This is a genomic window from Pseudomonas sp. NC02 (assembly GCF_002874965.1).
Taxonomy (GTDB): domain Bacteria; phylum Pseudomonadota; class Gammaproteobacteria; order Pseudomonadales; family Pseudomonadaceae; genus Aquipseudomonas.
Genome location: NZ_CP025624.1, coordinates 2,284,551 through 2,296,992, shown reverse-complemented (window position 1 = coordinate 2,296,992; position 12,442 = coordinate 2,284,551). Strand labels below are relative to the sequence as shown.

The 12,442-nt window shown below is 62.4% G+C and carries 10 protein-coding genes; 7 read left to right on the top strand and 3 right to left on the bottom strand.

Annotation, left to right across the window (positions count from 1 at the left end; translation table 11 throughout):
- Positions 1-179: 179 nt before the first annotated feature.
- Entirely contained in the window at positions 180-605 is a 426-nt protein-coding gene (locus C0058_RS10765; RefSeq protein ID WP_102368532.1) for a GNAT family N-acetyltransferase, read from the bottom strand.
- A gap of 165 nt (positions 606-770) precedes the next feature.
- Here C0058_RS10765 and C0058_RS10760 point away from each other — a divergent pair, with 165 nt between their 5' ends.
- Positions 771-1,685 carry an SGNH/GDSL hydrolase family protein gene (locus C0058_RS10760; protein WP_102368531.1) on the top strand — a complete coding sequence of 305 codons (915 nt, stop codon included), beginning with the start codon at positions 771-773 and terminating at the stop codon, positions 1,683-1,685.
- Positions 1,686-1,948: 263 nt separating this feature from the next.
- Here C0058_RS10760 and C0058_RS10755 read toward each other — a convergent pair whose 3' ends face one another.
- Positions 1,949-2,725, bottom strand: a complete 777-nt coding sequence (locus C0058_RS10755) for an AraC family transcriptional regulator (RefSeq protein ID WP_174717779.1) — start codon at positions 2,723-2,725, stop codon at positions 1,949-1,951.
- A 211-nt stretch (positions 2,726-2,936) separates the two neighbouring features.
- On the opposite strand from C0058_RS10755, the gene C0058_RS10750 reads away from it, so the two are divergent.
- The 6 genes from C0058_RS10750 (at position 2,937) to C0058_RS10725 (ending at position 10,816) form a co-directional block, all read left to right on the top strand.
- Positions 2,937-4,553, top strand: coding sequence for an APC family permease (locus C0058_RS10750; RefSeq protein WP_008438731.1), 1,617 nt, complete (start codon positions 2,937-2,939; stop codon positions 4,551-4,553).
- Positions 4,554-4,583: 30 nt separating this feature from the next.
- Entirely contained in the window at positions 4,584-5,510 is a 927-nt protein-coding gene (locus C0058_RS10745) for a 4-hydroxyproline epimerase (RefSeq protein ID WP_102368530.1), read from the top strand.
- Positions 5,511-5,548: 38 nt separating this feature from the next.
- A complete protein-coding gene (locus C0058_RS10740; protein WP_087693960.1) occupies positions 5,549-6,496 on the top strand; it encodes a dihydrodipicolinate synthase family protein in 948 nt (315 codons plus the stop codon).
- Positions 6,497-6,675: 179 nt separating this feature from the next.
- On the top strand, positions 6,676-8,247 hold the full coding sequence (locus C0058_RS10735; RefSeq protein ID WP_102368529.1) for an aldehyde dehydrogenase (NADP(+)): 1,572 nt from the start codon (positions 6,676-6,678) through the stop codon (positions 8,245-8,247).
- A gap of 3 nt (positions 8,248-8,250) precedes the next feature.
- A complete protein-coding gene (locus tag C0058_RS10730) occupies positions 8,251-9,510 on the top strand; it encodes an FAD-binding oxidoreductase (RefSeq protein ID WP_102368528.1) in 1,260 nt (419 codons plus the stop codon).
- Between the two features lie 169 nt (positions 9,511-9,679).
- The gene (locus tag C0058_RS10725; protein ID WP_174717778.1) at positions 9,680-10,816 is read left to right on the top strand and encodes an alpha/beta fold hydrolase; all 1,137 of its coding nucleotides are present in this window, start codon (positions 9,680-9,682) and stop codon (positions 10,814-10,816) included.
- A gap of 23 nt (positions 10,817-10,839) precedes the next feature.
- Here C0058_RS10725 and gltS read toward each other — a convergent pair whose 3' ends face one another.
- On the bottom strand, positions 10,840-12,051 hold the full coding sequence (gene gltS, locus C0058_RS10720) for a sodium/glutamate symporter (protein ID WP_102368526.1): 1,212 nt from the start codon (positions 12,049-12,051) through the stop codon (positions 10,840-10,842).
- Between the last annotated feature and the right edge of the window lie 391 nt (positions 12,052-12,442).

The window sequence follows — 12,442 nt, the reverse complement described above, 5'->3', positions numbered from 1 at the left end:
GTGTCCAACAAGAAAAATTGTTGCTGCAATCCAATAAAGTTTGTGGGTGTTTGAAGCGTTAGAGGGCATTTGTCGGACCGTTTGAAGAGAAGGCCCAGGCGCAGAACGTGCTCAGGTACTTGAAGTCCGATAAAGGGCTGGACGGCTTGGTCACGTGGCGATCGGTGACCCGCTAGACCTCAGCCCAGGTGCTTCTGGAAAAAGTGGCGCGTGTGCCCTGACGGGTACTCGGCGATATGCCCGAACTCGCTGAAACCCAGCTTCCGGTAGAACCCGGGCGCCTGGAAGCTGAAGGTGTCCAGCCAGATCCCCGCACAGCCCTTCTCTCGTGCCAGCTCCTCAGCCGCGCGCATCAGCCGCGACCCCATGCCTTGAGTGCGCATTGACTCAGGCACGCTCAACAGCTCAATGAACATCCAGCCATAGGAAATTTTCCCGTACAGGCCGCCCACCACTTCCTGGCTGGCGGGATCGCGCAGTAACAGCCCAAACGTTTCGAACGGGTTCTCGCCGCATTGGCTGATGTTGTATGCCCTCAGCGGCTGAAGGATGGCCTGGCGCTCTTGCGCCGTAACTTCAAAAGACAACTCTATCGCTGATGCCATCTCAATCTTCCTGATGTGAATGCCCAATTCTGCGGACACTACCAGCGATAGCCACCTGTCGCATACAGGACAGTCTTTGCGCCCTCAGCTACACACAGGTCGCAACCGCCCGCGGGCATGCACTTCACCGCCAGTACTCTTGGAGCACCACCCGGGAGATTTCCAATGACTCTACGCGCTTGCTTGGCCGCTCTATTGGTACTGACCGCCTCCACCGCCTTTGGCGCTCCCCGCTACGATCACCTCTATGCGTTCGGCGATAGCTACTCCGATAACGGTGCGGGTGAACGCTTCACCAAGACCCTGGCCACTCTGAAGGTCAAGGATGCCCAGGAACTGCCCGGCTCGTTGTACTGGAAGGGCCGCTGGAGCAATGGCCCGACTGCCGTCGAGAACCTGGCCCACGCCTTGAAAACACCCTTGACCGACTACGCAGTGGGCGGCGCCAAGAGTGGCAATGGCAACTACTACGCCTGGATGGAGCCCGCCCGCGACACCGGCGTTTCAGGCCAGATCGCTGACTACCTGAAGTCCGCCAAGGCACACAAAGCCGACCCGAAGGCGCTGTATTTCATTTTCATCTCGGCCAACGACTTTTTTGAATGGGCCGACTTCTCGCACCCAGAGTCGGTTGCCGTACTCAGCCAGAACAGCGTGGCAAATATTCAGAAAGCCACCGAGACACTGATTACAGCGGGCGCAAAACACGTGATGGTAGTGGGCACCACGGATTTGAGTCATGTGCCAGCCGTGGTGCAGGGCAATCAAGTCGAGAACGCGAAAAACTACCAGCAGGTACTGGAACAAAAACTGCCGGTTGTGCTGAGCACATTGGCTAAGGCGCATCAGGTCAGCATCAGCTACTTCGACCACGTGGCGTTCAGCGACAAGCTGCGCGCAGCTCCCCAGGTGGCGGGGTTGAAAGACCTGGATACGCCCTGCCAACACACCTATCCGGACGTGAAGCCGGTGTGTGAAAACCCGGATGCGCATTACTACTGGGATGAATGGCATCCGACGCGCAAGGTGCATGCGCTGGCAGCACAGGCGATGCTTGAAACGTTGAAGGCCGGCCAGTGATTACCCAGGTGACGCCGTCCTACTGAGTCAAGGCGAACACCCACCGATAACCGCTTCTCTTCTGAACGAATCGGGAGAGCCCCCGGTGCTTTTGTCGGTGACATCCACCACGCAGCCACTCACCGGCACGGACTGGACGACTTGATAAGTCGCACCAACGGCAGGGATAAAACTGACCAGGTTTGCGCAACTGCGAAGAGCGTTGGCGCCCTCCTTGTTGGCGCCACCGCTGCTCATGACATTCACGTAGATCCAATTAGACATCACCGCACACTGGTCGCCTGCCGATACTGGCGCGGCGTAAACCCGGTCAACGCCTTGAACTGCCGGGTAAACGCACTGTGGTCGGTATACCCGCACTGCAACGCCACCTCAGTGATCGGCAGCTCGGTATGCAGCAGCCGGTGCGCATGTTCCAGGCGTACCTTCTGGATCATCTGGCGCGGTGTCAGGTGGAACACGCGCTTGCAGTAGCGCTCCAGCTGCGCCACGGAAATCCCGGCGATCCGCGTCAGTTCACCCAACGTGACCCGCCGATTGAAATGCGCCCGGATGTGCTCGTCCACCGCCGCCAGCCGTTGATAGGCCGGGTGGGTTTCGCTGGCGGTTTGCAGGTCGACCGAGATGCCCGCCAGGCCGATGATTGCAGCGTCGCGGCTGTACAGCGGCCATTTGTGGGTCAGGCACCAACCCGGCTCGCGGGTACCGTAGAGGTGCAATTCCAGCTGGTCTTCGAGGACAAATCCCTGCTCCAGCACCCGCCGATCCTGCTCGGTATAGCCGGGCCCCAACTGCGCGGGAAATACCTCGGCGCTGGTTTTTCCCAACAGCGGTTGCAAGTCCTTCAAGCCGCACCGCTGCACCAGGGTGCGGTTGGCCAATACGTAGCGCGCCTGCACGTCCTTGATAAAGATCGCGGCATTGGGAATCACGTCCAGCATCGGCAACAGCAACCCCACGCCGGCCAGTAATTCTTCGATGGTCTGTGGACGATTCGACTCGCTCCCTTGGCATAGGGTCGCGAACGCGCTCTGCATCATGACGCTCTCTCCTGCATTTTGCGGACAGGCCAGGCGCCCGGCGGGCGGTGCCTGGCGAGCAGATTGCCGCATGGCGGTAGCCCTGTCGAGCACTCGCAATTGTGCTGATTTCGTCATCGCAGCCTGCGCAAAACATCAATCGCGGCGCCGTTGATGGGTTCACTGTATGGCCACTGCATGCCTATCCAATAACCCACAAGAAGGCGCCGCCATGTCAGCCCAAGGCAAGTTCAAGAAACAGCTTTCATTGATCGACCTCACCTTTATCGGACTGGGAGCGATCTTCGGTTCGGGCTGGCTGTTCGCGGCCAGTCACGTCTCCGCCATCGCCGGACCGGCGGGGATTTTTTCCTGGTTGCTGGGCGGCTTCGCCGTGTTGCTGCTGGGCATTGTGTATTGCGAACTGGGGGCGGCATTGCCCCGCGCCGGCGGCGTGGTGCGCTACCCGGTCTATTCCCACGGCCCGCTGCTGGGCTACCTGATGGGCTTTATCACGCTGATCGCGTTTTCAAGCCTGGTGGCAATTGAAGTGGTCGCCTCGCGCCAATACGCCGCGGCGTGGTTTCCCGAGTTGACGCAGGCGGGTTCCAGCAACCCCACCGTCCTCGGCTGGTTCGTGCAGTTTGCGCTGCTCTCGCTGTTTTTCGCCCTCAACTACCGCAGCGTGAAGACCTTCGCCATGGCCAATAACCTGGTCAGCGTGTTCAAGTTCATCGTGCCGCTGCTGGTGATCGGCGTGCTGTTCACCTTTTTCAAGCCGGAGAATTTCCACGCCCAGGGCTTCGCGCCGTTCGGCCTGTCGGGGATTGAAATGGCCGTGTCTGCCGGCGGGGTGATTTTCGCCTACCTGGGTCTGACGCCGATCATCTCGGTGGCCAGCGAAGTGAAGAACCCGCAACGCACCATTCCAATTGCACTGATCCTGTCGGTGCTGCTCTCCACTGCAATCTACGTGCTGTTGCAGACCGCTTTCCTCGGCGGCATTCCCACCGAAATGCTCGCCAACGGCTGGGCCGGCGTCGCCAAGGAACTGGCCCTGCCGTACCGCGACATCGCGCTCGCCCTGGGCGTGGGCTGGCTGGCGTACCTGGTGGTCGCCGATGCCGTGATCTCCCCCAGCGGCTGCGGCAATATCTACATGAACGCCACGCCACGGGTGATCTACGGCTGGGCGCAAACCGGAACCTTCTTCAAGATCTTCACCCGCATCGACGAAAAGTCCGGCATCCCGCGCCCGGCGCTGTGGCTGACCTTTGGCCTGTCGGTGTTCTGGACCCTGCCCTTCCCGTCGTGGGAAGCGCTGATCAACGTGGTGTCCGCCGCGCTGGTGTTGAGCTACGCCGTGGCGCCGGTGTCCGTGGCCGCCCTGCGCCGCAATGCGCCTGACCTGCCGCGCCCGTTCCGGGTCAAGTGGATGGGCTTGCTCGGCCCCCTGTCGTTCATCATCGCCGCGCTGATCGTCTACTGGTCCGGCTGGAGCACCGTGTCGTGGCTGCTCGGCCTGCAAATCCTGATGTTCGTGGTGTACCTGCTGTGCGGCCGTTTTGTGCCGACCCTGCACCTGAGCCTGGGCCGCCAGGTTCGCTCCTCCGCCTGGCTGATCGGCTTCTACGCCGTGACCATCATCCTGTCGAAGCTCGGCAGCTTCGGTGGCCTGGGCATCCTCGGCCATCCCTTCGACACCGTGGTCGTCGCCGCTTGCGCGCTGGGGATTTATTACTGGGGCGCGGCCACCGGCGTGCCGGCGCACCTGGTTCGCCTGGAAACCGAAGACGACGAAAGCGAAGCCCCTGAGCCCGACATCGGCCGAGTGCAGCTTGCTTCCTGAGCCTCAGCCAACCACTGGATGGATTGTTCTATGAAACGAGTGCACATCATTGATTCCCACACCGGCGGCGAGCCCACGCGCCTGGTGATGACGGGGTTCCCGCCGCTGGCCGGCGAGACCATGGTCGACAAACTCGACGACCTGCGCACCCGGCATGACCAATGGCGCAGGGCGTGCCTGCTGGAGCCCCGTGGCAACGATGTACTGGTGGGCGCGCTGTATTGCGCGCCGGTCTCGGCCGATGCCACCTGCGGCGTGATTTTCTTCAATAACGCCGGCTACCTCGGCATGTGCGGCCACGGCACCATCGGCCTGGTTGCCTCGTTGCACCACTTGGGGCAGATCGCGCCGGGGGTGCACAAGATCGACACGCCGGTCGGCCCGGTGAGCGCCACGTTGCACGCCGACGGCGCGGTCACGTTGCGCAATGTGCCCGCCTATCGCTATCGCCAGCATGTCTCGGTGCAAGTGCCTGGACATGGCTTGGTCTACGGCGATATCGCCTGGGGCGGCAATTGGTTCTTCCTGGTTTCCGATCATGGCCAAGCGCTGGAAATGAACAACGTCGAAGCCCTGACCGACTACACCTGGACAATGCTCAAGGCCCTCGAAGCCCAGGGCATCCACGGCGAAGACGGCGCCCTGATCGACCATATCGAACTGTTCGCCGACGACCCCCAGGCCGACAGCCGCAACTTTGTCATGTGCCCAGGCAAGGCCTACGACCGCTCGCCCTGCGGCACCGGCACCAGCGCCAAGCTCGCATGCCTGGCGGCCGACGGGAAACTCGCCGCCGGTGAGCCATGGATACAAGCCAGCATCACCGGCAGCCAATTCGAAGGCAGCTATGAATGGGAGGGCGAACGTGTGCGCCCTTCCATCACCGGCCGCGCCTACATGACCGCCGACAGCACCTTGCTGATCGACGAACAGGACCCCTTCGCGTGGGGCATCTGAACCGCCCCCGCCCCTTCAATCAAACTGGAGCTGAAACAATGAATACCACTATCTTCACCGGTTGCATCCCTGCATTGATGACGCCGTGCACCGCCCAGCGCAAACCGGACTTTGACGCACTGGTCGCCAAGGGCCGCGAACTGATCGATATCGGCATGAGCGCGGTGGTGTACTGCGGCTCCATGGGCGACTGGCCGTTGCTGACCGAGGCCGAGCGCCAGGAAGGCGTGGCGCGCCTGGTGGCCGCCGGTGTGCCGACCATCGTCGGCACCGGCGCGGTCAACAGCCGTGAAGCCGTGGCCCATGCAGCGCATGCGGCGAAGGTCGGCGCCCATGGTTTGATGGTCATCCCGCGGGTGCTGTCCCGTGGCGCATCGGCGACGGCGCAAAAGGATCACTTTGCAGCCATCCTCAAGGCGGCGCCAAACCTGCCGGCGGTGATCTACAACAGCCCTTACTACGGCTTCGCCACCCGCGCCGACCTATTCTTCGAACTGCGTCGCGAGTACCCGAACCTGATCGGCTTCAAGGAATTCGGCGGTGCTGCAGACCTGCGCTACGCGGCCGAACACATCACCTCCAAGGACGATGACGTGACCTTGATGGTCGGCGTGGATACCCAAGTGGTGCACGGCTTCGTCAACTGCAACGCCACCGGCGCAATCACCGGCATCGGCAATGCACTGCCACGGGAAGTCCTGCAACTGGTGGCCTTGAGCAAGAAAGCCGCCAAGGGCGACGCCACTGCACGTCGCCAGGCGCGGGAGTTGGAGTCGGCGCTGGCGGTGCTGTCGTCCTTCGACGAAGGCTGCGACCTGGTGCTGTTCTACAAACATCTGATGGTGCTCAACGGCGACAAGGAATACACCCTGCACTTCAACGAGACCGATGCCCTCAGCGATGCCCAGCGTCGTTATGCAGAGAACCAGTACGCGCTGTTCCGCCAGTGGTACGCCAACTGGTCGGCCGAGCAGAACGTCGCTTAACACTATTCAAGGCAGCAAAAATCAAATGTGGGAGCTGTCGAGCTCCGGCGAGGCTGCGATGGGATCACTGCGGTGTACCTGCCAGACCGCAGCGCCTGCATCGCAGCCTCGCTGGGGCTCGACAGCTCCCACAGTGGATTCTCTTCGCCAAGCCAATCTTTACTTTCCAGGACTACGCCATGACTCTGACGGGCACCATGCTGATTGGTCAGCACTCCATTCCAGGCAGCCGCGAGGCCATCCGGGCGATCAATCCTGCCACCAACCTTGCGCTGGAACCCGCCTACGCCGGCGGCACCGCCGAACATGTCGAACACGCCTGTGCGTTGGCCTGGAGCGCCTTCGATAACTATCGCGAAACGCCGTTGGCGGCTCGCGCCGAATTCCTTGAAACCATCGCCAACGAAATCGAAGCCCTGGGCGATGAACTGATTGAACGGGCGATGGCCGAGACCGGCCTGCCCCGCCCACGCATCCAGGGCGAACGCGGGCGCACCTGCCAGCAATTGCGCACCTTTGCCCGCACCGTGCGCGCGGGTGAATGGCTGGATGTGCGGGTGGATACTGCACAACCGGAACGCCAGCCGCTGCCTCGCTCGGACCTGCGTCAACGCCACGTACCGCTGGGGCCGGTGGCCGTGTTCGGCGCGAGCAATTTTCCGCTGGCATTCTCGGTGGCGGGCGGTGATACCGCGTCGGCACTGGCGGCCGGTTGCCCGGTGATCGTGAAGGCACACGGCGCGCATCCTGGCACCAGCGAACTGGTGGGCCGCGCGGTGGCCCGGGCCGTTCAGCAATGTGGCCTGCCTGAGGGTGTGTTTTCGCTGTTGTATGGCTCGGGCCGCGAGGTCGGTATCGCGCTGGTCTGCGATCCGCGCATCAAGGCCGTGGGTTTCACCGGCTCGCGCAGCGGCGGTATTGCCTTGTGCCAGGCGGCCCAGGCGCGCCCCGAGCCGATCCCGGTGTATGCAGAGATGAGCTCGATCAATCCGGTCTACCTGTTTCCCGCTGCGTTGAGCGCACGCGGTGAAGCATTGGCACAAGGTTTTGTCGCGTCCCTGACCCAGGGTGCCGGCCAGTTCTGCACCAACCCCGGGCTGGTGATTGCCGTTGCAGGGCAAGCGCTGGACCACTTCGTCGGCACGGCTGCCAACCTGCTTCAACACAGCACTGCCCAGACCATGCTGACACCGGGGATCTTCAAGGCTTACGAAGACGGCGTCAGCGCCCTGACCCGGCATGCTCAGCTCGCAGGTACCGGTCTGCCGGCAGAAGAGCCGAACCAGGGACAGGCCCATTTGTTCGTGACCCAGGCCCGGGACTTTCTCGCCAATCACAGCCTGCAAGCCGAGATATTCGGCGCCACGTCATTGATCGTGCAATGTGCCAACGTCGATGAGGTCCGCCAGGTCAGCGAACACCTGGAGGGCCAACTGACCGCAACCCTGCATCTGGATGACGACGACCTGGCAACTGCCCGCGCGCTGCTGCCGACCCTGGAACGCAAGGCCGGCCGCCTGCTGGTCAACGGCTGGCCGACCGGCGTTGAAGTGTGTGATGCGATGGTGCACGGAGGACCATTCCCGGCCACCTCGGACTCACGCACCACCTCGGTGGGCACCGCCGCGATCCTGCGATTCCTGCGGCCGGTGTGCTACCAGGATTTCCCGGATAGCTTGCTGCCGACGGCCCTGCAACACGGCAACCCATTGCTGCTGCGGCGCTTGCTCGACGGTCAGAGGGAAGCCTAGAACATGTCCGATAACGTCATGCCAGACGTCGCCGTAGTGGGCGCCGGCATCATCGGCGTCGCCTGCGCGCTGCAACTGGCGCGCCAGGGCCGGCGGGTGGTCATCATCGATCAGCAGGAACCCGGCCACGGCGCCTCGTTCGGCAATGCCGGCCACCTGGCGACCGAGCAAGTGTTCCCCATCGCGGATGCGTCGATCCTGTCGCGTTTGCCCGCCATGCTCATGGACCCGATGGGCCCGCTGCGCCTGGACTGGAAATACCTGCCGCGTGCACTGCCGTGGTTTACCCGGCTGCTGCTGAACCTGCGCCCGGCGCCCTTCCAGCGCACCGTCGCCGGGATCCGCGCGCTCAATGAAGGCAGCCTGGGCGCCTGGCACCGGCTGCTGGGCAGCATCGAGCGCCCGCACCTGATGCGCGAAGACGGCTCGTTGCTGGTCTTCGAGCGCGCCGAGTCGCGACAGGCCATTGATGCATTGCAGGCACGCATGAGTCAGCAGGAAGTGCCGGTGGACCACTGGCACGCCAGCGTGGTGCAGGACGCGGCGCCACAACTCAGCAAAGGGATTCAGGGCGGGTTGTTCTTTCCTCGCACCGGGCATTTTCTCGATCCCTATGGGGTGGTTTGCGAGCTGATGGAAGCGGCCAAGGCCAGCGGGGTGCAATTTCTCAAGCGCCAGGTCGTGGGCGGGAAGCTGGACGAGCACGGTGTTTCATTGCGGACCGACCAAGGCACCGTGGCCGCGCGCCAGGTGTTGATCGCATGCGGTGCGCACTCAGCCAGCCTGACCGGCGCACTGACTGGCAAAAAGGTCCCGCTGGATACAGAGCGCGGCTATCACCTGATGTTGCCCCATGAGCATGGACGGTTGCCGTTTGCGGTCACGTCATTGGAGCGCAAGTTCATCATGACGCCCATGGACGGCGGATTGCGGCTGGCAGGTACCGTGGAGTTCGCCGGCCTTGATCGCCCACCGAACATGGAACGCGCGTGGCAGTTGCATCGACTGAGCCAGGGGCTGTTTCGTCGTGACTTGAGTGCCGAGGACGCGACGCCGTGGATGGGGTTTCGCCCTTCCCTGCCGGACTCGCTGCCGATTATCGACAAGGTGTGCGAGGGCAAGGTGCTGCTTGCCTTTGGGCATCAGCATTTGGGCCTGACGCAGGCTGCGGTGACGGCGGAGTTGATTGCACGGCTGGCATCGCCTGCGGCCGCGTCCAACGGGCTGCCGGCACTTGGGCCCTACCGGCTGGATCGATTCTGAGATCATCGGAAACGTCTTGCTACTGTTTCGCACTTTCGGCGATACAAGGCAGGTCATTATCGTGCATGACCTTACGGTTACGCTCCGTTGAGAACCTGCCTTGAACGATCAAACCTGTATGCAGCCCCGTCCATCGATGCGCAGAACGCTCCGAAGCATTGCTTGCGGCATGCTCGCCCTATTGCTCTGCACGACAGCCCTCGCAGAACCGGGCATGCCGCTTGGCCAGAAATCATTCGAAGCGTATCGCGCCGCTACCTTGCAATGGCTGCGGGACCATCGTGACTTCCAGGGCATCGACAAGGCTGCCGAACTCAACTGGAACGCCCCGCAGGAATGGCGCCCGGCGGGTGCCCCCAAGCGCGGGATCATTCTCGTGCATGGCCTGGGCGACTCACCCTGGTCTTTCCACGATATCGGCAGCGCACTGGCCGCCCGCGGCTTCCTGGTCAGGACCGTGCTGCTGCCCGGCCACGGCACGCAACCGGCCGACATGCTGCAGGTGCGCATGGAAGACTGGCGCCGGGTGGTGGACGAACAGGCTGCGATCCTTCGCGCAGAGGTAGGAGAAATCTACCTCGGCGGCTTTTCCACCGGCGCCAACCTGGTACTCGACTACGCCTACAAACACGACGACGTCGCGGGGCTGCTGCTGTTCTCTCCCGCGTTCCAGTCCAGCATGACCTACGACTGGCTGACACCCCTGATCAGTTGGGCGCGCCCCTGGCTGCTGGCGCCAGACGCCAGCCGGCCACAACAGAGCCTGGTGCGCTACATGACAGTGCCCACCAACGGTTTTGCCCAGTTCTACCGCAGCAGCCGGCTAGCCCGCCAGGACCTGGAGCGGCGCCCCTATGACAAGCCGGTGTTCATTGCCGTCGCAGCCCACGACTCAGTACTCGATACGCACTACGTGCTGGACACCTTCCAGCAACGCTTCAGCAACCCCCATAGCCGCCTCGCCTGGTACGGCACATTGCCAGAGAGCGCCTGGGATACCCGCCGTGTAAAAGCGCGTACCGACTACCTGCCGGAGTTGCGGATCAGCCAGTTCTCCCACATGGGGTTGCTGTTCTCACCCGACAACGCTCTGTATGGCGAACAGGGCAGCCTGCGGTTTTGCTGGAACGGCCAGACGGACGACGCAACCCGCGCCTGCGAACAAGGGGCCGACGTGTGGTATTCGGACTGGGGCTACCGTGAGCCGGGCAAGATGCACGCGCGGTTGACGTTCAATCCGTATTTCACCTGGCAGCTTGGGGTGATTGACGAGGTCCTGGGCAAGCAGGACCTGGCGAGTCATTAAACGGCAAATCCGGTAAACCGCGTTTATCCCGCGACGCCCAGGAACGGCAGCGCCAGGTACAACTTGATCACGATCGCATTGGTGATATCGATGAAAAAGGCGCCCACCATCGGCACCACCAGAAATGCAATCTGCGATGGCCCGAAACGCTGGGTCACCGCCTGCATGTTCGCAATGGCAGTTGGCGTGGCACCGAGCCCGAAACCGCAGTGCCCCGCCGCCAGGACCGCCGCGTCATAGTTGCTCCCCATCACCCGGAACGTCACGAAAATCGCAAACAGCGCCATCATCAACGCCTGCGCAGCCAGCAGGATGAAAATCGGCAGGGCCAGCGCGGCGAGGTCCCAGAGCTTGAGCGACATCAATGCAATCGCCAGGAACAACGACAGGCTGACATTCCCGAGCACTGAGACTTCGCGCTCGAATACCTGGTGCCAGCCCAGCGCCGACAGGCCATTACGCAACACCACACCGACAAACAAGACACACACAAACGTCGGCAGCTCAAAGGCCGTGCCCTGGATAAAACCGCTGAGGAACGTGCCCACTTGCAGGCTGATGGCGAGCAGCGCCAGGGTCTCGATAAACGAGAAGGAGGTGATCATGCGCTCTTGATTCGGCTGCTCGAATCCTTTTGGCCCTAGCGGTTGTACCGGCGCCAGGGCGGGCGTCTGGACGCGCTTGATCAGCAGGCGAGCGACCGGGCCGCCAATCAGGCCGCCGAGCACCAGGCCAAAGGTCGCGGAAGCAATGGCCAGTTCGGACGCCGACGCCACGCCATACTTCTCGCTGAACACCGCGCCCCAGGCCGCGCCGGTCCCGTGCCCACCCGACAGCGTAATGGAGCCCGCCAACAACCCCATCAACGGATCGAGCCCCAGCGCCTTGGCCAGCGCAATCCCCATCGCGTTCTGGACCACCAGGAGCGCCGTCACCACCAGCAGGAAAATCCCCAGCACCCGCCCGCCTTTCTTCAGGCTGGCGAAATCCGCATTCAAACCAATGGTGGCAAAGAAAGCCAACATCAGTGGCGTCTGCAGCGACGAATCAAACCGGACCTCAATGCCAGCGAGCATACGCAGGACCAGGAGCAGCACCGCCACCACTAAACCGCCGGCCACCGGCTCCGGAATATTGTAAGTGCGCAGGAAACCGACTCGAGCGACCAGCCCGCGCCCAAGTAAAAGCACCAGGGAGGCGGCGACCAGCGTTGAATAGAAGTCGAGTTGAAGCATGGGGCAGCTCTCTGTAGTTATTTATGACGAATCGGGGCAGGCCTATCGATCCTTCGGAACAACACAGGAAGAGTAGTAGTACGACGCCATCTTTAACCTCGGAAAAGTCCTAACGTTGCCGAACGGAATCCCCAGGACATTCAGGCGAAAGACTTGCGAAGCGCAATCTGAAGGGGCAAGACGAGAAAATCGAGTGCATGACAAGGGCTGCAGAACTGCGTCTGGACGGGCGCTTTACAGGTCCGCGGCATCCTGCCGACTCAGCGCCCATTCGAATCTGCCCTACCTGGCCGTGCTTCTGTGTTGGCCAATGATTACCAAGGGACAATTGCGGCCGCTCTGTTGCTGGGCGTCGCAACGGCGCTGGCCGCGAACCTATACCCTGGGAATA

Bases quoted from the DNA above. Each gene is read 5' to 3' on its own strand.
- C0058_RS10755 (WP_174717779.1), bottom strand. From the start codon at position 2,725: ATGATGCAGAGCGCGTTCGCGACCCTATGCCAAGGGAGCGAGTCGAAT.
- C0058_RS10750 (WP_008438731.1), top strand. From the start codon at position 2,937: ATGTCAGCCCAAGGCAAGTTCAAGAAACAGCTTTCATTGATCGACCTC.
- C0058_RS10735 (WP_102368529.1), top strand. From the start codon at position 6,676: ATGACTCTGACGGGCACCATGCTGATTGGTCAGCACTCCATTCCAGGC.
- C0058_RS10725 (WP_174717778.1), top strand. From the start codon at position 9,680: ATGCTCGCCCTATTGCTCTGCACGACAGCCCTCGCAGAACCGGGCATG.
- C0058_RS10745 (WP_102368530.1), top strand. From the start codon at position 4,584: ATGAAACGAGTGCACATCATTGATTCCCACACCGGCGGCGAGCCCACG.
- C0058_RS10740 (WP_087693960.1), top strand. From the start codon at position 5,549: ATGAATACCACTATCTTCACCGGTTGCATCCCTGCATTGATGACGCCG.
- gltS (WP_102368526.1), bottom strand. From the start codon at position 12,051: ATGCTTCAACTCGACTTCTATTCAACGCTGGTCGCCGCCTCCCTGGTG.
- C0058_RS10765 (WP_102368532.1), bottom strand. From the start codon at position 605: ATGGCATCAGCGATAGAGTTGTCTTTTGAAGTTACGGCGCAAGAGCGC.
- C0058_RS10760 (WP_102368531.1), top strand. From the start codon at position 771: ATGACTCTACGCGCTTGCTTGGCCGCTCTATTGGTACTGACCGCCTCC.
- C0058_RS10730 (WP_102368528.1), top strand. From the start codon at position 8,251: ATGTCCGATAACGTCATGCCAGACGTCGCCGTAGTGGGCGCCGGCATC.